Here is a 19,710-nt window from a genome sequence, read left to right on the forward strand (position 1 = left end):
CCTTTTTATAGAAGTGTGCTTGCAATTTTTCTCGTTTCTTGATCAACCTCTTGTATAATAGCAAGGCTTGGATTTGTAATAGAACGATGATTATTCAACGCGCTTTCGATCAGCTCCTCAATTTGCAGGAAGCTGATTTCCCCTTTCAAGAACCTGGAAACAGCCACTTCATTGGCAGCATTAAGGACAGTCGGCAGCGTACCGCCAGCTTTTCCCGCTTCTATGGCAAAATGCAGGCAACGGAAGCGCTCAAGATCCATTTCTTGAAAATGCAGCTTCCCGATTTTCGCCAAATTCAAGCGTTCTGATGACTGAAGAGGCAGCCTATCCGGATATGTCAGTGCATACTGAATCGGCACCTTCATATCTGGTGTGCCAAGCTGTGCGATAACACTGCTGTCATGGAACTCAACCATTGAGTGGATGATGCTTTCCTTATGTAATAAGACATCAATTTTATCATAAGGCAATCCAAATAACCAAAATGCCTCAATAACTTCCAACCCTTTGTTCATCATTGTTGCTGAATCAATCGTAATTTTGGCACCCATTGACCAGTTTGGATGCTTTAATGCATCCTCCACTGTTACATGCTTTAAATCATCTCTGGACAAATCACGAAAGCTTCCGCCAGACGCTGTAATAATTAATCTGTCAATATTCGTTTCTCTTTCACCTTGTAAGCATTGATAAATAGCTGAATGCTCACTGTCAACAGGCAGGATGGAAACATTATTCTTTTTCGCTGCTTCCATTACCAAATGACCTGCAGTCACCAATGTTTCCTTATTAGCAATGGCAATTGTTTTTCTAGCTTCAATCGCTTGCAAAGTAGGATACAGGCCAACACTACCTAATACAGCATTGACGAGTACTTCTGCTTTATCAAATACAGCAACCTCGACCAAACCTTCTTGGCCAAACATTATTTTTGTATTTGGAAATTCAGCTTTTAATGTATCACAATCTTTCTTTTCATAAACCGATACAAGAGAAGGCTTGAATTCTGCAATAATCTTTCTTGTCAGCTCCAAATTTTTGCCTGATGAAAAGGCAACAAGCTTAAAGCTTTCCGGATGCTCTCTTATAACATCCAATGTTTGTGTCCCAACCGAACCGGTTGCTCCCAATAAACTTATATGTTTCATTGTCTCACTCCCAGACCATGTTGCATTTCTTTTTTCATTTGTTATTTGTATACATTGTTAAATAAAAGCAATCTTCCAAGATTATTCGATTATAGCTTACCTAGCATGTCTAAAATAAAATACAGCAATGGCCATACAAACAATAAACTGTCGAATCGATCTAAAATACCACCGTGTCCAGGCAGGATTCTCCCAGAATCTTTCACACCGTAATGGCGTTTCAACGCAGACTCTGCCAAATCACCAATTTGTCCAAAAATAGACAAGATAATCGTGATTAAAGGTATTATAGACCATTCTATGTAGCCGAACACATAAAATAGAACCGCAACGACTACAGCACATACAATGCCCCCAACAAAACCTTCAACTGTTTTATTTGGACTGATTTCCGGCCACAACTTTCTTTTGCCGAAAGCTCGTCCAATGAAATAGGCACCTGAATCTGTAGCCCAAATAATAAATAAGGAGTAAACAAGCATTGTCAGGTCATTATTGCTAATCTGTACAAAGAAATGAAAGCCCACGCCTATATACAGAACGGAAAGGACAGAAAAGCCGACGTCGTCAAATGTAAACTTGTTTTTAGATGCGACCATATAGCTTAAATAAAGGAGGATTGCAAGCAATCCGATTTCTATTTTGGACAAGTTCCATTCAGCGAGAAAACCGATGTACTCATCTGGAAGAATAAATATCCATGTTACAAGCAAGGAAAGCATGCCGCTAAATGACCATAAGTGCAGTTTTCTCATTTTCAGCAGCTCATATAAAGCGATGGCGCCAATTAAAAATGTGAACAGCACTAAAGGCATATCACCAAGCAAGATAAACAGGATAAACACAGCTGCTGCAAGTACTCCTGTTATAGTTCTCTGTTTCATACATTCACAACCCTTATTAGACTCCTCCAAAACGCCGTTGGCGATTTTGGAATACTTCGATTGCTTCGATTAAATGCTCTTCTTTAAAATCTGGCCAGAGAACATCTGTAAACCAAAGCTCTGTATAGGCAAGCTGCCACAACATAAAATTACTTATCCGGATTTCACCGCTTGTACGAATGAGCAAGTCTGGATCATTTAATCCGTCAGTCATCAAGTAAGATGAAAATACTTCCTCTGTAATTCCATTTGCATCAAGCTCTCCGGTTTGGCTATCCTTAACGATGTTGCTAACTGCTTGCAGAATTTCTGATCTGCTTCCATAATTCAAAGCAAAATTCAAGTTCAAGCCAGTATTATTTTTTGTTTTTTCCACCGCATTATCCAAAGCTTTTAAGGTATGTTCCGGAAGCTTTTCTGTATAGCCAATTGCCGTTACACGAACATTCTTCTCCATTAGCTCTGGCAAGAAGGTGCTTAAGAATTGCTCTGGCAGTGACATTATATAATCAACTTCCGTTTTTGGCCGTTTCCAATTCTCAGTAGAAAAGGCATATAGGGTCAAAACTTTTATTCCCAATTCATCGGCCATCTTTGTAATACGTTTTACACATTTCATTCCTTCATGATGGCCAGCTATTCTTGGCAGCTTTCTTTTCTTTGCCCATCTGCCATTACCATCCATAATAATGGCGACATGCTCCGGAATTTTCTGCTGCTTCACATTGCTTATTTGGTCTTGGAGAGTTTTAGTAGTGGTCCCCGTTTTCCATAACCTTAATTTGTTAAACATACTATTGTTCCTCCAAAGTAGATCCTCTCACATCATCTATATCCTTCATTACATTCTGTTCTTATATAATTAACTAAATAAACATCAAAATTACCTGTAAATGCAAGCAAAAGTGAGGGCAGGCTTACATGTTCCCTTTATATCTTAAAGGAAACTAGTCTTCATAAGCAACCAAAAATAAAAATAGCCGATGATAATGCGAAAAAACCCCCTAATAATAGAGGGTTTCAGACTTTACTTTTGATCCCATCTCCTGTTCCAGACCATTTATATTAACTATTAAATGTCCTGTTGGCATGGCTGATGGCAGCACCTAGCCTTAAGCATTAACCAGCAAGGCATTGATGGTAAAGGTCAGTCATCTTCGTATCGGCATTTATGTTTTTGCAAACAGCAGTCAACAATTATACCTCTAAAATTTCTTTTTCTTTTTCTTTAGTCAATGCATCAACTTTACTGATATATTCATCTGTTAACTTTTGAATGTCATCACTGAAACCGCGAAGTGCATCTTCCGTTATGTCACCATTCTTTTCAAGCTTCTTCAAGTCATCATTTCCGTCTCTGCGGATGTTGCGGATAGCAATTTTTGCATCTTCAGATTCTTTTTTGACGTTTTTCACAAGCTCTTTACGGCGTTCTTCTGTCAGCATTGGGATAGTCAAGCGAATGATGTTACCGTCATTCGTTGGATTTAAACCAATATCAGACTTCAAGATGGCTTTTTCAATATCACCTAAAATGGACTTATCATATGGTTGAATAACAAGAAGTCTTGCTTCAGGCACGCTGATTCCAGCCACTTGGTTTACTGGTGTTGGAGCACCATAATAATCTACAGAAATTCTGTCAAGAAGGGCAGCATTAGCTCTTCCTGCACGGATACTTGCAAGCTCACGAGAATAGCTTTGAATTGCTTTATCCATTCTTTCCTTTGTACTTGAAATAACTTGTTTCGGCATTATTTTTTCCCCCTTACTAATGTTCCTATTTTTTCACCCATAACTGCTCTTTTAATATTTCCTTGATCCGTGATAGAAAATACGATTAGTGGAATATCATTATCCATACATAGGGATGATGCGGTTGAATCCATTACAGCAAGTCCATCCTTAATCACATCAAAATATGTCAGCTCATCATACTTTGTTGCCTCTTTGTCTACTCTTGGATCTGCTGAGTAAACACCATCTACATTGTTTTTCGCCATCAAGATAACTTCTGCTTCGATTTCTGCAGCTCTTAAAGCAGCAGTAGTATCAGTTGAGAAGTATGGATTTCCCGTACCTGCCGCAAAAATCACGACACGTTTTTTCTCAAGGTGACGAATGGCACGTCTTCTGATGTATGGTTCAGCTATTTGTCTCATATCAATTGATGTCTGCACACGTGTTTCAATGCCCATTTGTTCTAAACTGTCCTGCAGGGCTAAAGAGTTCATGATAGTGGCAAGCATGCCCATATAATCAGCATTTGCTCTGTCCATGCCCATTTCCTCACCGATTTTACCTCTCCAGATATTACCGCCGCCAACAACTACTGCTGCTTCCACACCTAGTTCAGCAATTTCTTTTACTTGCTCTGCTACATCTTTGATAACTGTAGGATTAATACCAAAGCCTGCTTCTCCAGCTAATGCTTCCCCACTCAATTTTAGAACAACACGTTTATATTTTGGATTACTCATGGAAACCTCCGTATGTATTAAATGTCTTTAAAAATAGGGAACACAATGTGCTCCCCTTCTTAAACTTGTCGAAACACTCTCAATAGCCATTCCATGCTGCAGAGCATTAATGCTTGCAGGGGTTTTGATTAAGAGCGCATTCAATCAAATAACCATTTCATGAATGATTCACGTTATAAGGAACACAGATGTGTTCCTATATTGAAGTCGACAATATTATTTTTTGTTTACTTGGTTCATTACTTCTTCAGCAAAGTTATCTTCACGTTTTTCGATTCCTTCTCCTACTTCGTAGCGAACGAATTCACGTAAAGTTGCACCTTTAGATTCAACGAATTGACGAACCTTTTGGTCAGGATTTTTAACGAAAGTTTGGTCAAGAACACAAACATCTTCGAAGTATTTGCCAAGGCGGCCTTCAACCATTTTCGCAACGATGTTTTCAGGTTTTCCTTCGTTAAGTGCTTGTTGTGTTAATACTTCTCTTTCGTGCTCTACTTCTTCTTGAGAAACTTGGTCACGAGAAACGTATTTAGGGTTAAGTGCAGCGATATGCATAGCAATATCTTTAGCAGCAGCGTCATCAGTAGATCCTTCCAATACTGTTAGAACACCAATGCGTCCGCCCATGTGAAGGTAAGCACCGAAAGCATCGCTATCTGTTTTTGATTTGATTTCAAAACGACGCAATGAAAGTTTTTCACCAATTTTAGCCATAGCAGTATTGATGTGTGCTTCTACAGTTGTTCCTTCTGTAATATGTTGAGCAGTAGCTTCTTCTACAGTAGCAGGTTTGTTGCTTAGAAGATGTGCTGCAAGTTCTTTAACAAGTACTTGGAAACCTTCGTTTTTAGCAACAAAGTCTGTTTCTGAGTTAACTTCAAGGATTACTGCTTCGTTACCTTCTACAGCGATGTAAGTAGTACCTTCTGCAGCAATACGGTCTGCTTTTTTAGCAGCGCTAGCGATACCTTTTTCACGTAGGAAATCGATAGCTTTTTCGATATCACCGTTTGTTTCAGTTAGTGCTTTTTTACAATCCATCATTCCAGCACCAGTTTTTTCACGAAGTTCTTTAACCATTTGAGCTGTTACAGCCATGTTTGTTTCCTCCTTGTAATATCCGTATGTACGTATACTTATTGTTTGTCCATTTATTATTGCTTTTAAGCAATTCTCTTTAAAAAAAGGTGATAAGAGGGCTGCTCTTTATCACCTTTTCCACAAGTCCCTAAACTAGAGTGTCTAGCAAAAGACTACTAGGTTGATAAAAACCACGGTGTGATCTCTATGCTCTGTTCGTTTTTGTAGCAGACACAGTTATTTTGACTTAAGCAGTTGTTACTTCTTCGCCTTGTTTAGCTTCAAGAATAGCATCTGCCATTTTTGCAGTTAATAGTTTCACAGCACGGATTGCGTCGTCGTTCGCAGGAATAACAACATCAATTTCGTCTGGATCACAGTTTGTATCAACAATTCCAACGATTGGAATATTCAATTTATGCGCTTCAGCAACTGCAATGCGCTCTTTGCGTGGATCTACAATGAACAATGCATCTGGCATTTTTTTCATTTCTTTGATTCCGCCCAAGAATTTTTCCAAGCGCTCAAGCTCTTTGTTCAATTGAACTACTTCTTTTTTAGGAAGTACTTCAAAAGTACCGTCTTCAGACATTCTTTCGATATCTTTCAAACGAGCAATACGTTTTTGGATTGTTTCAAAGTTTGTTAAAGTTCCACCCAACCAGCGTTGGTTAACATAGTATTGACCAGAACGGATAGCTTCTTCTTTAACTGAATCTTGTGCTTGTTTTTTAGTTCCTACGAAAAGAACAGTTCCGCCGTTACCAGCAAGTTCTTTCACATAGTTGTAAGCTTCTTCAACCTTTTTAACTGTTTTTTGAAGGTCGATGATGTAGATACCGTTACGCTCCGTGAAAATGAATTTTTTCATTTTTGGGTTCCAACGGCGAGTCTGGTGACCGAAGTGTACACCAGCTTCAAGCAATTGTTTCATTGAGATTACTGACATGTTTGTTCCTCCTAGTGGTTTTGTTTTCCTCCGCTTTTTTCATATTCAATCAAAACTGTAGCAATACAGCACCAATGATTAAATCCAAAAGCGTGTGTATTAACACCGTTTTTTAATATAGCATATGTATGATAGACAATCAAGCTATTCGTGATTATTTTGTCTAAATTTCAACAATAATTCTATTTCTGTCTTCCCTTTGTTCAATTGTTTAGCAATTTCTTCAATCGTTTTACCTTGCTCCTCAAGCTCTGTCACTACCTCAAGCAGAGTCTTTTCCTTTTCCTCTGGCTCTTCTTCTTTTTCGACAATTGCTTCTGCAACATTCTCTTCTTGAACAGCCTTTTCTTTGTTATCTTCCTCTGGAATTTGCGGCAAGATTAAATCCAGCAGCTCTTCTACATCATCATTTCCTGTAGATTTCTCAAAGGTTTGATAGGATTTGGCCGCTGCTTTATATGTATTGATCATTGGTATTGGTTTCGGTTCATTAACTTCTAATGTGCTTCGCGGCTCTTCCTTTTTGCTTTCCTCTAGATTACTATCAAGCCTTTGAACTCTATCAAGAAACAATTCATTTTCCTCTTTTATTTCCGCAATAAAGCTCGAAACGATTTCTTCCATTTCTTCTAGAGCCTTTTCCTGACGACTTTCAAATGCTGCTAGCCTGTTTTGTCTTATAAACAGCAACGCAATGCATAGCAATGCCAAAATATTTAACGCAATACTAAAAACAAGCAGAAAATTCACCATTGTTTTTACCTCAATCTATCCACTATAGTCAATAACATTTCCTTTATAAGGGTGTTCAGAAAGTAACAGCTCCTCATCTCTATTCTGTTTTCTCTTTCCTTGAGAATCGGAGCAGCTCTTTCCATCTTTGTGTCTATTACTGGAGATATTCCCTTTTTCTTCTCCTTTAATGACAGTTGTTCTTTTTTTTATTTCTTCTTGCAAGGTGGCTTGCAGGGCATGATTGTTCATCACTTGCCCGCGCTGATCCTGCTGATCCTGTAATTTCCCTGCGTCATATGTTCTCGGCAAGGCCACCTGCATTTCGATTGCTTTTAAACTCATATTCGAAGCCTCTATATTACCTTCTCTAAAGAATGTCTTAGTTTATAGATTGCCTTTGAGTGAATTTGGGAAATACGGGAAGTAGATAGGTTCATCACTTGGCCAATTTCAGTTAATGTCAGTTCTTCTTTATAAAATAAGCTAAGTACAAGCTGCTCTTTATCATTCAATGTTTCAATCATGGACGCCATTTCCTGAATCAATTCGTCTTTCATCACTTTCTCTTCCGGTATTTCCGTTTTATTGTCTCTAATTGCAAATGTTGGACCTTCCTTTTCGTCCGACTCATTCAGCTGCTCATCAATCGAAAGGACGTTGGCAAAAAAGTGCTCATTCATTGTTGAGTATACTTCGTCTGTGGATAAATCCAAGTCATCAGCAATTTCTTGAACTGTTACGTTTCTCATCATTTTCTGTTCAAGTTTTTCAATTGTTGCCTCAATTTTCTTTGTCTTTTCTCGAGTTCCTCTTGAAAGCCAGTCTTCCTTTCTCAAGCCGTCAATAATGCTGCCTCTAATGCGAAAAGACGCATATGTGTCAAATTTCAGGTCACGCTTCGGATCAAATCTTTCTAGTGCATCATAAAGTCCAATCATGCCTAAACTGTTCAACTCTTCTCTTGAGACGCTTTTAGGAAGACCTACAGAGATGCGCTGGACGTGAAAACTAACAAGCGGCATATACTTTTTTATTAACGTATTGCATGCATCTGTGTCCCTATTTGTGTTCCACATCTCCCATGCATTCTTCTCCTCTAATGTCGTCTCATTTGCCATAAACATCCTCCTCGAACAGCAATACTATTTATTAGTTATATTTATTTCTTTATTTTGAACTCTCTCGACCATATCCATACTAAAAACCTTCTTTATATATAATAGAAGAGGTTTTATGCTTATCTCCTCTGTACTGAAGATAAAATCTGTTTTATATCATAATCACAAAACAAAATAGTGCTTTCCTACCCAATATGAGAAATGCACTATTCAATCCAATAAGACGCATATCCTATATTAGTTTTAAAGAAAACATCTAAATTAAAAGATGGAAACCTGTATATTCAATGGTTATACAGCTCTCCGCCTCTTAAACTTTACCACTGTCGAAATTTCTGCGGAATAGTACTTTAAACCTATTTTTGTTGCAAATTTACTATATGTAAAAATAAGGATGGTTTTTTTAGTCTTTTATAGTTCTTCAAGCCTATTTTATAGGCTTCCTAATTAAAAAAAGCCTGCACTTCATCAGTGTCAGACTTTACTATATTGTCCACCTTATGGGATATTTCAGATAAATCTTTATATAATATGTGTTCCTTTATTAACAGTACGTATCATCAGTTCATGTGTTGCTGGATTAAACTCGATTGTTCTCCCGCTGTTGCCGCCGACATCTTCTGCCCAAATTTTGATATTGAGTGTATTTAATGCCTTCTTGACCGCCTCGACATTGCGTGGACCAATTCTCATAACATCACTTGTTCCGCTAAATTGAAACATTTGTGCTCCACCGGCAATTTTTGCCTTTAAGGAAAACTTACTTGCCCCCAGTTCTCCTAACTTGTTTACTAGCTCCGTTATGGCTGTATCAGCAAATTTAGCAATATTGACAGGTCCACTCTTGCTTAATGATGAATCAGGAAGCATGATATGCGCTAAACCTGCAATAGACCTTCTCTCATCATATAAAATGATGCCAACACAAGATCCAAGCCCGGAAGTCCTTATTAACTCCGGTGCTTTGACTGTGTTCATATCCGCTATACCAACCTTCACGATAGTAGCTTGATCAATCATCGAGCTTCACTCCCAATGATTCAAACAATGTGTGAAAGGAATCAGGGTCTGGGAGCAGGAAAAAATGACCCTTAACCGTTTCAGAAAGTGATTTATCATCTTCATTGAGGGCAGTGTTGATGACAATAGCATAGTCGCTTACTTGTGATAATTCAATCAACCCATAGCTTACTATTGCTCCAACCATGTCAATTGCAAGTGCAGGAACAGATGGATATAGAGATAGATTAGTAAAATCCGACAATGCGGACAAATAAGACCCTGACAAAATATTGCCTAGCTCCTGTAAAGCAGATAAGGATAGCTCATCATATGGTTCGGACAATTGTGCTGTTTCGTCCCCTATCATGTCCCTGATAAAATTTGTTGCTTGTTCAATTGGGAGCATAAAGAACATACTGCCAGGCGCATCTCCTTCAATCCTAAGAAATACTCCTGCAGCAATATTGTCAGATCCTCCTGCCATATCCATCATTTCATCGAAAGACACTATTTCCACATTGGGAACTTTCATATCAATCTTTTTATTAAGAAGCTTGGAAAGAGCAGTAGCAGCATTGCCAGCACCAATATTTCCAATCTCCCGTAATATATCAAGATGAAGAGAAGTAATCTTATCTGTGAAGCCCATTAAAGTTCACTTCTAGCATATTTTTTTAACTCTTCTCGATCAAACACTCTTTCTAAGTTAACAAGAATAAGCAAACGCTTGTCTACCTTCACAACACCACTGATGTAATCAACTTCCTGGCCGCCAACCACTTCTGGAGCAGGCTCAAAATCACCAGAATCCACATCAACAACATCGTTTGCAGCGTCAACAATCAATCCGACTTCCATGTCCTCTATCGCAATGATAATAATACGTGTCTGATCAGTATGTGCTATTTCCTCCAGATCAAAGCGTCTGCGTAAATCAATGATTGGTGTTACGACACCGCGCAGGTTTATTACCCCTTTAACAAATGGAGCAATGTTAGGAATTCTCGTAATGTGCATGATTTTTTCAATTGATCTTACATCATTCACAGGAATCGCATACTCTTTTCCCTTCAGTTCGAAAATAATCAGTTTTACTTCTGTTGAAACCGATTCTACCATTTCATTCCTTCCTCTCTATCAACCGATCTTTGCATCAAATTTAACGGTTATTTAATCAAAGCGTTGCAATCAACGATTAAGGCTACTTGTCCATCTCCTAATATTGTTGCACCAGAAATAGCAAATGCATTTGCTAAATAGTTTCCAAGTGATTTCAATACGACTTCTTGCTGTCCAATAAAGGAATCAACAACAAATCCTGCGAGCTTTTCACCTTTTCTTACAATGACAACAGAATAGAACTCTTCTTCTTCTTTCGTTTCTGGAACCTCAAAGATATCCTTCAAGAATAGAAGTGGAACTACTTTGCCACGGAAATCAATTACCGTTTGGTTATGTGCTTGAAGCACATCCTGCTTATTAACGATTGCCGTTTCAATAATAGATGATAAAGGAATCGCATATTTTTCCTGCTGGATTTCCACAAGCATCACAGAAATGATAGAAAGTGTTAATGGCAACTGGATAGAGAATAAGGAACCTTTTCCTTCCTGTGATTCAATCGTTATTGTTCCGCCAAGTGATTCAATCGTGCTTTTTACAACATCAAGACCTACACCGCGACCAGAAATATCGGAAATTTTATCTGCTGTTGAGAAGCCAGATGCCAGAATTAACTCTGCAATCTGTGAATCAGTCAAGCTATTAGCTGTTTCTTGTGTGATAATCCCTTTGCTTAATGCCTTTTGAAGTACTTTTTCTTTATTGATTCCAGCACCGTCGTCCTCAAGTTCAATAAACACATGGTTTCCACTATGATAAGCTCTGAGTACTACTGTTCCTTCTTCATTTTTACCATTAGCTCTTCTAACCTCTGGAGACTCCACTCCATGGTCCAAAGCATTTCTTATAAGATGGACAAGAGGATCACCGATTTCATCAATTACTGTTCTGTCCAATTCTGTTTCCGCGCCAATAATCTCAAGATTGATTTTTTTGTTCAAATCCCTTGCTAGCTGTCTTACCATACGAGGGAATCGATTAAATACAGTCTCAACAGGCACCATTCTCATATTTAAAATAATGTTTTGAAGGTCACCAGTGATTCTTGACATTCTTTCGACCGTTTCATGGAGCTCTTGAACCTGAAGATCTTGTGAGATTTGATCTAATCTTCCTCTGTCAATGACTAGCTCCTCAAACAGGTTCATTAAAATATCAAGACGTTCAATGTTAACTCTGATTGTTTTGCTTGATTGCTTCGCCACAACTGCAGGCTTTTCCTCTTCTTTTTTCGGTGCTGCAGCAGGTTGAATAGGTACTGAGCTTTCTTGAGCTTGTGGAGCAGCTTCCTCTTCCGCCACTTCCTCTACACTCAACTCAGAAGCAGAGAAACTATTTACATTTACTTTTTCTACTTCAGATACCTTCATAATTTTCGCTTCAATCGTACTAGGCTCTTCCTTAGAAATAATTGTAACCATGAAAGAATACTCGAACTTTTCTTCTTCCAATTCCTCAACAGGAGGATTTGATTTAATGACTTCACCTAATGATTCCAATGCTTCAAAAATCATAAATACCCTTGCTGCTTTTAGCAGACAGTTTTGACTTAACGAAATCTCAATTTCATATGTGTTGAAGCCTTGTTCTTTTGATTGCTGCATAACAGTGATTTCGAATTCATCATAGCTGCTTCCAGGTAGTGATACTTCACCTACAGCAGTTGCCGTTTGATTTGCAGCTGTGTCAACAAATGCTTCACCGCTTTCAATTGCTACTAGCTTTTTCACTACATCCTCTACATTTCTTTTTCCGTCACCACCGCTTGCAATCGATTCTACCATTGCTTCTAGGTCATCTACTGCAAGGAAGATAACATCTAATACTTCAGGTGTAACAGAAATTTTCTCGTTTCTAATTGCATCAAGAACATTCTCCATTTGGTGGGTAAGGCTCGCAAGATCTTCGTATCCCATTGTCGCAGACATACCTTTTAATGTATGAGCAGAACGGAATATCTCGTTAACAATTTGCAGGTTTTCTGGATTTTTTTCTAATTCCAATAATTGTTCGTTACATGTTTGCAAATGCTCCTTGCTTTCTTCAATAAAAACTTCTAAATACTGGCTCATCTCCATAAATTTTACACCCCTTGGCGTTTATACATACTTCATTATTGTTTGTGCAATATTTTCTACATTTTGGACTTCATCTACATAGTTTGTCGCGATGGCAGCCTTTGGCATTCCAAAAACGATGGACGTTTCCTTCGATTCTGCAATGGACTTGACTCGTCCAGAGTTTACAAGCTTGATAAGCCCATTCGTTCCGTCTGAACCCATTCCGGTCATTATAACCGCAAGCTTGTCATAGTTATTTAATTCACTTGCCGACTCAAACATAACATCCACGCTTGGTCTATGACCATTTACAGGGGTCGATTGGTCTAGTTCGATCACAAGGCTGTTCCCTGAGGATTTCACTCTCAAGTGATATCCCCCTGGAGCAATATATGCTATCCCTTTTTGTATCGATTCCCCGTCTTCCGCTTCCTTAACTGTTATCTCTGAAAGAGTGTTAAGCCTGTTAGCAAGTGACTGAGTAAAGCCTGCTGGCATATGCTGAACAATTAAAATCGGTGCATTAATACTTGCAGGCAATTTTGTGATGACATGCTGTAATGCTCTTGGCCCGCCTGTTGAAGTTCCTAAGACGATAAGTTTACTTGAGGCGGGATTCCATTTTGAATCTACTGTTTTTACTGTTTTTTCTTCTTTTGGTTCTATTTTACTATAACCAACTCTGTTACTAATAGGTTTTTTATCCTGTATAGGAGAAATCAACAGTTTAGACAGCTTTACCTTACTTGCTGAAACTACTTTTTCGATTAATTCATCCTTAACCTTATATAAATCAAGAGATATCGCTCCAGATGGCTTAGCGATAAAATCAATGGCACCGATTTGCATAGCCTGAATCGTATTCTCTGCTCCTACCTTCGTTGTGCTCGAAAGCATGATAACAGGGACTGGACAATCCTTCATAATTCGTTCCAATGCACTAATGCCATCCATAATTGGCATCTCAACATCCATCGTTACTACATCGGGTTTAAGTTCCTTGATTTTTTTTAATGCATCTTGTCCATTTCTGGCAGTGCCTACGACTGACATGCGTGAGTCTTCTGTAAGAAAATCAGTTATAAGTTTACGCATAAAAGCCGAATCGTCGACAATCAAGATTTTTATTTTTCCCACGACAACTCCACTACCTTTCAAACAGCAGCCTCTTCAATTTTGCCATAAACGGCTTTTTGTTTTCTTGAGGATCTGCAAACTCTTGTTTACAGTATCTATCGGCTATTTCTGTCAAAGCTTTAGAGGCTTGAGAATTTTCATTAAAAATAATGAATGGAACTTGTTTCCTTACTGCTTTTGCAACATTCTGATCGTCTGGTATTGCGCCAAGATTTATAATATCCCGCTCCAAAAATCGGCCCACTACATTTTTTAATTTCTGGTAGGTTTCTTTGCCATCAAGGATACTAATTGTTCTATTTACAACAACGTAAAAAGGGATATCATCTTTTTGCAGGTGAATAAACTTCATTGCAGCGTAAGCATCTGTTATAGAAGTAGGCTCAGGGGTAGTTAACACAATCACATCATCGACAGATAGGATGAAATGAAGGGTATCAGTACTTATGCCCGCCCCCATATCAAATAATATATAGTCATAATTGCTAAGATGGCTTTCAAATTCCTGAAAAAATCTTGCAAGCTGGTCTTCCCCCATATCAAGAAAATCAGTTAGGCCTGAACCTCCTGCAATAAAGTCAATTCCTCCTGCACCAGTATGGATAATGTCGGAAAAAGATGCATTATTTTTAAAATAATCAACAATAGAATAGGATGGCTGTGACCCCATTAATATATCAACATTACCCATTCCAATATCCATGTCTATTAAAAGAACAGAAAAGCCTTTCAATTTCAGCGATAAAGAGAAATTTAACGAGAAATTTGATTTCCCAACTCCTCCCTTTCCGCTAACTACGGCTAATGTTCTTTGCTTTTTGGGGTTTTGAAACTGTTCAAATCTTTTTCTCAGCATTGCCGCCTGATCTGTCATATTAATCGACCTCTATCATCCTTTTTGCTATTTGTCGGGGATCTGCTGGCATTATATCGTCAGGAACATTTTGTCCTGTAGTCACATAAGCCACACCCTTTTGATATTTGACCACAAGATTGATCATTGCTCCATATGTTGAAGTTTCATCTAATTTTGTAAATATAAACTGATCAATATGAATCGAAGAAAATTGCTGATAAATTTCTTCCATGTCTGTTTGTTTAGCAGTCAGTGATAAAACAAGCAATGTTTCCATATCACTATTATAATCGACCACTTCTTTCAAATCTTGAACATATTGTTGGTTGCGGAAGTTTCTTCCAGCAGTATCCACAAGAATAATATCGCAATCTGCCAGGCTTTTTGTTGCTTTATCGAAATCCTCCAAGTTATAACAAACCTCGATTGGAACATTTAAAATTGTGGCGTATGTTTTCAACTGATCAATGGCGGCGATACGGTATGTATCTGTAGTAATAAATCCTATCTTTTTCTTATGCTTCATCATAAACTCTGCTGCCATTTTAGCTAATGTCGTTGTTTTTCCGACACCAGTTGGCCCAATTACGTTGATGAATTTCTTTTTAAGCGTAAGCTCCCCAAAATTATATTGCTTCATTTCTTCATAAAGGAAGTCTTCAGCCCAGACGTAGACCTCTTCCACTGGGCTGTTTGCCCCTGCTAAATACCATCTTTCTAAAAGCTTTGCTGTAAGTCTTGACTGAATATCTACTTCAAGGTCCTGACGCACTAAACTATCTATTACTGTTTGCAGCTGGATTGGCAGCTCCATTTGTAACTTACCGCTTTCAGACATTTTTTGGATATGTTGATTCATGCGCGCAAGCTGCTTCATGATTTCTTCGTTTGCAGGAACAGGAGACTTATGGAGCTCCTTCATTACTTCAAGATCAAGATTACGCTCTACTTTCGGCAATAGCTTTGGTGCTGGTATTGGCGCGGGCATCGGCTTTTCTTGTGGTGGTCTTGAAGTGTTCAAATCAGGATCTATTGCTGCAAGCACTTCAATATTTCTTTTTTTGAACATTCCTAAGAAGCCGCCGGTATAAACGATTTTTGATTGTAAAATCACCGCATTATTACCTAATTCTGCCCTAACTTGCTTCATTGCCTCTGGCATGCTAGCGGCAATATATTTTTTTATTTTCATTCTATTGTCACCACCCCAACACTTTGAACTTCCACATTAGATTCTAACTCGTTATAAGACAGTATCGGTACCTGTGGGAAGTATCTCTCTGTCAACTGACGGACATACATGCGGACAGCTGGAGAACAAAGAATAATTGGCATTTGTTCCATTATGGACTGCTGTTCAACTTGCCCTGCAACAGCCTCAAGGATTGCTTGGGACACACTTGGATCTAATGCTAAATAATTGCCGTGCTCTGTCTGCTGGATATTGTCTGCAATTAACTTTTCAACTTTTCCTGATAATGTGATTACCTTCAATATATCTGTCGTGCTTGTATACTGATTCGTGATTTGACGAGCTAATGCTTGTCTTACATATTCAGCAAGCAAATCTGTATCACTTGACATTTTTCCGTAATCTGCCAATGTCTCGAAGATAACAGGTAAGTTGCGAACAGACACATTCTCTTTTAATAGTTTAGCCAAAACCTTCTGAATATCTCCAATTGATAAAGGATTAGGTGTAACTTCCTCAACAAGAATTGGATAGGTTTCCTTCACATGGTCAACAAGCTGTTTTGTTTCTTGACGTCCTAAAAGCTCATGAGCATTTGATTTTATGACCTCCGTAATATGTGTGGAAACAACAGACGGAGGATCGACTACAGTGTAACCAAACATTTCTGCCTGTTCCTTAACCGTTTCCGTTATCCATTTTGCTGGAAGACCAAAGGATGGTTCAACGGTGTCGATACCTTTAATAGAATCATCATCAATTCCTGGGCTCATTGCTAAATAATGATCCAGCAAAAGTTCGCCTCTTGCCATTTCATTTCCCTTTATTTTTAAACGATATTCATTTGGCTGCAGCTGAATATTATCCCTGATGCGGACTACTGGAATGACAAGACCAAGCTCAATAGCCAACTGTCTTCTGATCATGACAACCCTGTCCAGAAGATCTCCTCCTTGGTTAGCATCTGCCAACGGAATCAAGCCATAACCAAATTCGAATTCTATCGGGTCCACATTCAGTAAGCTGACAACACTTTCTGGACTTTTGAGTTCGTTTGTTTGGATATCTTCTTCGATTTCCAACATTTCTTCCAAATCTTGTTTTGGTGCTTTTGAAAGAGCATAGCCTCCAAATGCAAGTAAACCAGCAATCGGAATTGTCAAAAGGTCATTTATTGGTGTAATCAAGCCAAGCACAAAAATCGTTCCACCTGCTACATATAGCATTTTCGGGTAAGATAGAAGCTGCTTCGTTAAATCAGAACCAAGGTTGCCGTCTGAAGCTGCTCTTGTTACAACAATCCCTGTAGCAGTCGATATTAATAATGCAGGTATTTGGCTGACGATTCCATCCCCAATAGACATAAGAGAAAAGTTTTGAGCTGCATCTGCTATCGGCATGTCGAGCTGAGTCATTCCGATAACAATACCAAATATCAAGTTAATAAATACGATAATAATCCCAGCAATGGCATCCCCTTTAACAAATTTACTGGCACCATCCATTGATCCATAAAAGTCTGCTTCTCTGCTGACTTTTTCCCTGCGGGTTCTCGCATCTGCTTCTGAGATGAGTCCAGCGTTCAAGTCTGCATCAATGGCCATTTGTTTCCCTGGCATCGCATCAAGCGTAAAACGAGCCGCAACTTCTGACACACGCTCAGACCCTTTTGTAATAACAATAAACTGTATAATAACCAAAATGGCAAATACAACTAATCCAACAACTAAATTTCCGCCAACCACAAATGTTCCAAATGTATGAACAACCCCGCCAGCTTCACCAGTGGACAGGATCGATCTTGTTGTGGAAACGTTCAGACCAAGACGGAACAATGTCATTAAAAGCAGCAAAGATGGAAAGATGGAAAATTCCAGCGCTTCACTCATGTTCATTGTCAATAATAATATTAATAATGCTAAAGAAATATTCAGCAGGATCAAGATACTTAGCAACCATGTAGGGAATGGAATAATAAGCATCGCTATGATTAGTATTACGCTGAATACGACTGTTAAATCTCTACCAGACATATTTTTCGCTCCTAACTAACAACCAAACATCTATTTTAAACAGGTGAATGTTATGAATGCTGTTTTTTTGTACGGTAAACATAGGCAAGTATTTCTGCAACTGTTTTAAAAAACTCTTCGGGAACTATATCCCCAACATCCACCTGACTGTAAAGCGCCCGTGCAAGGGGCCTGTTTTCCACTGTTATCACTTCATGCTCCTTGGCAATCAGCTTGATTTTCTGTGCCAGAAAATCAACGCCTTTTGCGACAACATATGGAGCATCATACTTATCTTCATCATATTTTAGGCAAATAGCATAGTGGGTCGGGTTCGTGATGACTACATCCGCGGTTGGCACATCCTGCATCATCCGGCGCATCGCCATTTCCCTCTGCCGTTGCTTAATCTTTGATTTAATTAATGGATCTCCTTCGACATTCTTATATTCATCCTTTATATCTTGTTTAGACATACGAATGTTTTTTTCATAATCATATTTCTGATATAAATAATCAAAAAGGGCTAAAAATAACAAGGCTCCTGAGCCAACCAGGCCCATTTGAACGGTTAATTTCGCGATTGTAATCAAGGCAGCTCCAATCGACTTCTGAGACAGAAGTAAGATTTGCTCGAGCTTGTTCCAAAGGATTGCAAATGTAACAATACCAATAACAGTTATCTTTAAGATGGATTTAAGCAGCTCTACAATTGATCTTATCGAGAACATCCTTTTCAATCCAGATAAGGGGTTTATTTTTTCCAATTTAAATTTTATTGGTTCTGTCGTAAAAAGCACTCCGACCTGTATATAGTTGGCAATAACGCCTGCTACCATTGCGGCTGCCAATATAGGACTCAAAATGATGGCCGTTTGCTTCAATATCTCAATGAAGATACTCTTAATATTATGTTCTGTCAGCTCCATTAGCATGAGATCATTTAAGGAAAAATTCATAAGGGAAACAATCCCTTTTAATATAGAACCACCTGCAAAGTTAAGAACCGCAAAAACTGCAATTAACACCAAAGCCGTATTGATATCCTGGCTTTTGGCGACCTGCCCCTTTTTCCGAGTATCTTGTTTCTTTTTTGGTGTTGCCTTTTCTGTTTTTTCCCCTGAAAAAAACTGTAAATCCAGTCTTAACAGCATGCTTAACCTCCCATCAATTTCATCATATCTCTCATTGTCGTCAATATTGTTGAAAACAGATTTGAAACAGATCCCATCAGAGTACCCATAACAACAACAAGCATAATGAGCCCGACTATTAACTTCACTGGCATCCCTACAACGAAAATATTTAATTGCGGTACAGTCCTAGCTACAATCCCTAATGCAACGTCTACTAAAAAGATGCTGCCGACGACAGGTATGGACATCTGGAAGGCAACCGCAAACATTAACGCAAGCGTTTTTGCTGCATATTTCATAATGTTTACGTCTCCAAAATCAACCCATGACTGTTCAAGCGGGATGAATTGATAGCTGTAAAAAACTCCATCTAACAGCAAGTGATGCCCATTTATCGTCAATAAAAAAAAGAGAGCAATAATGTTTAAATACTGCCCTGTCAGCGGACTTTGAGCACCAGTTTGCGGGTCGATGACATTGGCGATGGCAAATCCCATCTGAAAGTCAATAAAGCCCCCGGCAATCTGAACGGCGGCAAATAGCATATATGCTAAAAAACCGATAAATAGCCCGACCATTGCTTCTTTTATAATTAAAAGATAATATGCCCCGTCCACCTCTAATTCAGGGGTTTCCATCCCAAAAAACATCATTAAAGAAAGAAAAAATGCAAAACCTACTTTATGACTTGTCGGTATCGTCCGATAAGAAAAGAGAGGGAGCATTATAAAAAAGGATGTAACCCTAACAAAAATCAGTAAAAAGGCCGGAAACTTTGGTAAAAAATCCTCCATAG

At 38.6% G+C, this 19,710-nt stretch carries 20 protein-coding genes; all 20 read right to left on the reverse strand.

Annotated elements, in window-relative coordinates; all coding sequences use genetic code 11:
- Positions 1 to 5 precede the first annotated feature (5 nt).
- Complete coding sequence (locus NQZ71_RS14705) at positions 6 to 1,148, reverse strand: 1-deoxy-D-xylulose-5-phosphate reductoisomerase (protein WP_317010916.1); 1,143 nt, start codon at positions 1,146 to 1,148, stop codon at positions 6 to 8.
- Between the two features lie 89 nt (positions 1,149 to 1,237).
- Positions 1,238 to 2,032, reverse strand: coding sequence for a phosphatidate cytidylyltransferase (locus NQZ71_RS14710; RefSeq protein WP_144452449.1), 795 nt, complete (start codon positions 2,030 to 2,032; stop codon positions 1,238 to 1,240).
- Between the two features lie 16 nt (positions 2,033 to 2,048).
- Positions 2,049 to 2,825, reverse strand: coding sequence for an undecaprenyl pyrophosphate synthase (locus NQZ71_RS14715; RefSeq protein WP_144452448.1), 777 nt, complete (start codon positions 2,823 to 2,825; stop codon positions 2,049 to 2,051).
- 404 nt (positions 2,826 to 3,229) lie between these two features.
- Positions 3,230 to 3,787, reverse strand: a complete 558-nt coding sequence (gene frr / locus NQZ71_RS14720) for a ribosome recycling factor (protein ID WP_127734531.1) — start codon at positions 3,785 to 3,787, stop codon at positions 3,230 to 3,232.
- A complete protein-coding gene (gene pyrH / locus NQZ71_RS14725; RefSeq protein ID WP_144452447.1) occupies positions 3,787 to 4,512 on the reverse strand; it encodes a UMP kinase in 726 nt (241 codons plus the stop codon). The genes frr and pyrH overlap by 1 nt, the downstream gene beginning before the upstream one ends.
- A gap of 216 nt (positions 4,513 to 4,728) precedes the next feature.
- Positions 4,729 to 5,613 carry a translation elongation factor Ts gene (gene tsf / locus NQZ71_RS14730; RefSeq protein WP_127734535.1) on the reverse strand — a complete coding sequence of 295 codons (885 nt, stop codon included), beginning with the start codon at positions 5,611 to 5,613 and terminating at the stop codon, positions 4,729 to 4,731.
- A gap of 229 nt (positions 5,614 to 5,842) precedes the next feature.
- Entirely contained in the window at positions 5,843 to 6,544 is a 702-nt protein-coding gene (rpsB, locus tag NQZ71_RS14735) for a 30S ribosomal protein S2 (protein ID WP_127734537.1), read from the reverse strand.
- A 144-nt stretch (positions 6,545 to 6,688) separates the two neighbouring features.
- On the reverse strand, positions 6,689 to 7,297 hold the full coding sequence (locus NQZ71_RS14740) for a hypothetical protein (RefSeq protein WP_260054162.1): 609 nt from the start codon (positions 7,295 to 7,297) through the stop codon (positions 6,689 to 6,691).
- A 15-nt stretch (positions 7,298 to 7,312) separates the two neighbouring features.
- On the reverse strand, positions 7,313 to 7,621 hold the full coding sequence (locus NQZ71_RS14745; RefSeq protein WP_144452445.1) for a hypothetical protein: 309 nt from the start codon (positions 7,619 to 7,621) through the stop codon (positions 7,313 to 7,315).
- Between the two features lie 11 nt (positions 7,622 to 7,632).
- Positions 7,633 to 8,397 carry a FliA/WhiG family RNA polymerase sigma factor gene (locus tag NQZ71_RS14750; protein WP_144452444.1) on the reverse strand — a complete coding sequence of 255 codons (765 nt, stop codon included), beginning with the start codon at positions 8,395 to 8,397 and terminating at the stop codon, positions 7,633 to 7,635.
- Between the two features lie 522 nt (positions 8,398 to 8,919).
- On the reverse strand, positions 8,920 to 9,417 hold the full coding sequence (locus NQZ71_RS14755; RefSeq protein ID WP_275004999.1) for a chemotaxis protein CheD: 498 nt from the start codon (positions 9,415 to 9,417) through the stop codon (positions 8,920 to 8,922).
- Positions 9,410 to 10,048, reverse strand: coding sequence for a chemotaxis protein CheC (locus tag NQZ71_RS14760; RefSeq protein ID WP_127734546.1), 639 nt, complete (start codon positions 10,046 to 10,048; stop codon positions 9,410 to 9,412). Before NQZ71_RS14760 ends, NQZ71_RS14755 begins: the two co-directional genes overlap by 8 nt.
- Positions 10,048 to 10,518 (reverse strand): chemotaxis protein CheW, encoded by a 471-nt coding sequence (locus tag NQZ71_RS14765; protein ID WP_144452442.1) that lies wholly within the window; start codon positions 10,516 to 10,518, stop codon positions 10,048 to 10,050. The genes NQZ71_RS14760 and NQZ71_RS14765 overlap by 1 nt, the downstream gene beginning before the upstream one ends.
- 47 nt (positions 10,519 to 10,565) lie before the next feature.
- A complete protein-coding gene (locus tag NQZ71_RS14770; RefSeq protein ID WP_317010917.1) occupies positions 10,566 to 12,599 on the reverse strand; it encodes a chemotaxis protein CheA in 2,034 nt (677 codons plus the stop codon).
- Positions 12,600 to 12,620: 21 nt separating this feature from the next.
- Positions 12,621 to 13,718: a protein-glutamate methylesterase/protein-glutamine glutaminase gene (locus NQZ71_RS14775; protein ID WP_317011754.1), complete on the reverse strand. Its 1,098-nt coding sequence runs from the start codon at positions 13,716 to 13,718 to the stop codon at positions 12,621 to 12,623.
- A 10-nt stretch (positions 13,719 to 13,728) separates the two neighbouring features.
- Complete coding sequence (locus NQZ71_RS14780) at positions 13,729 to 14,592, reverse strand: MinD/ParA family protein (RefSeq protein WP_275004995.1); 864 nt, start codon at positions 14,590 to 14,592, stop codon at positions 13,729 to 13,731.
- A gap of 1 nt (position 14,593) precedes the next feature.
- Positions 14,594 to 15,766, reverse strand: coding sequence for a flagellar biosynthesis GTPase FlhF (flhF, locus tag NQZ71_RS14785; RefSeq protein ID WP_275004993.1), 1,173 nt, complete (start codon positions 15,764 to 15,766; stop codon positions 14,594 to 14,596).
- Entirely contained in the window at positions 15,763 to 17,799 is a 2,037-nt protein-coding gene (gene flhA, locus NQZ71_RS14790) for a flagellar biosynthesis protein FlhA (RefSeq protein ID WP_144452438.1), read from the reverse strand. The genes flhF and flhA overlap by 4 nt, the downstream gene beginning before the upstream one ends.
- A gap of 50 nt (positions 17,800 to 17,849) precedes the next feature.
- Positions 17,850 to 18,932: a flagellar biosynthesis protein FlhB gene (flhB, locus tag NQZ71_RS14795; protein WP_144452437.1), complete on the reverse strand. Its 1,083-nt coding sequence runs from the start codon at positions 18,930 to 18,932 to the stop codon at positions 17,850 to 17,852.
- 2 nt (positions 18,933 to 18,934) lie between these two features.
- On the reverse strand, positions 18,935 to 19,708 hold the full coding sequence (gene fliR, locus NQZ71_RS14800) for a flagellar biosynthetic protein FliR (protein WP_144452436.1): 774 nt from the start codon (positions 19,706 to 19,708) through the stop codon (positions 18,935 to 18,937).
- Positions 19,709 to 19,710: the final 2 nt, after the last annotated feature.

The organism is Niallia taxi, assembly GCF_032818155.1.
Classification (GTDB): domain Bacteria; phylum Bacillota; class Bacilli; order Bacillales; family Cytobacillaceae; genus Niallia; species Niallia taxi_A.

Bases quoted from the DNA above. Each gene is read 5' to 3' on its own strand.
- NQZ71_RS14705 (WP_317010916.1), bottom strand. From the start codon at position 1,148: ATGAAACATATAAGTTTATTGGGAGCAACCGGTTCGGTTGGGACACAA.
- NQZ71_RS14710 (WP_144452449.1), bottom strand. From the start codon at position 2,032: ATGAAACAGAGAACTATAACAGGAGTACTTGCAGCAGCTGTGTTTATC.
- NQZ71_RS14715 (WP_144452448.1), bottom strand. From the start codon at position 2,825: ATGTTTAACAAATTAAGGTTATGGAAAACGGGGACCACTACTAAAACT.
- frr (WP_127734531.1), bottom strand. From the start codon at position 3,787: ATGCCGAAACAAGTTATTTCAAGTACAAAGGAAAGAATGGATAAAGCA.
- pyrH (WP_144452447.1), bottom strand. From the start codon at position 4,512: ATGAGTAATCCAAAATATAAACGTGTTGTTCTAAAATTGAGTGGGGAA.
- tsf (WP_127734535.1), bottom strand. From the start codon at position 5,613: ATGGCTGTAACAGCTCAAATGGTTAAAGAACTTCGTGAAAAAACTGGT.
- rpsB (WP_127734537.1), bottom strand. From the start codon at position 6,544: ATGTCAGTAATCTCAATGAAACAATTGCTTGAAGCTGGTGTACACTTC.
- NQZ71_RS14740 (WP_260054162.1), bottom strand. From the start codon at position 7,297: ATGGTGAATTTTCTGCTTGTTTTTAGTATTGCGTTAAATATTTTGGCA.
- NQZ71_RS14745 (WP_144452445.1), bottom strand. From the start codon at position 7,621: ATGAGTTTAAAAGCAATCGAAATGCAGGTGGCCTTGCCGAGAACATAT.
- NQZ71_RS14750 (WP_144452444.1), bottom strand. From the start codon at position 8,397: ATGGCAAATGAGACGACATTAGAGGAGAAGAATGCATGGGAGATGTGG.
- NQZ71_RS14755 (WP_275004999.1), bottom strand. From the start codon at position 9,417: ATGATTGATCAAGCTACTATCGTGAAGGTTGGTATAGCGGATATGAAC.
- NQZ71_RS14760 (WP_127734546.1), bottom strand. From the start codon at position 10,048: ATGGGCTTCACAGATAAGATTACTTCTCTTCATCTTGATATATTACGG.
- NQZ71_RS14765 (WP_144452442.1), bottom strand. From the start codon at position 10,518: ATGGTAGAATCGGTTTCAACAGAAGTAAAACTGATTATTTTCGAACTG.
- NQZ71_RS14770 (WP_317010917.1), bottom strand. From the start codon at position 12,599: ATGGAGATGAGCCAGTATTTAGAAGTTTTTATTGAAGAAAGCAAGGAG.
- NQZ71_RS14780 (WP_275004995.1), bottom strand. From the start codon at position 14,592: ATGACAGATCAGGCGGCAATGCTGAGAAAAAGATTTGAACAGTTTCAA.
- flhF (WP_275004993.1), bottom strand. From the start codon at position 15,766: ATGAAAATAAAAAAATATATTGCCGCTAGCATGCCAGAGGCAATGAAG.
- flhA (WP_144452438.1), bottom strand. From the start codon at position 17,799: ATGTCTGGTAGAGATTTAACAGTCGTATTCAGCGTAATACTAATCATA.
- flhB (WP_144452437.1), bottom strand. From the start codon at position 18,932: ATGCTGTTAAGACTGGATTTACAGTTTTTTTCAGGGGAAAAAACAGAA.
- fliR (WP_144452436.1), bottom strand. From the start codon at position 19,708: ATGGAGGATTTTTTACCAAAGTTTCCGGCCTTTTTACTGATTTTTGTT.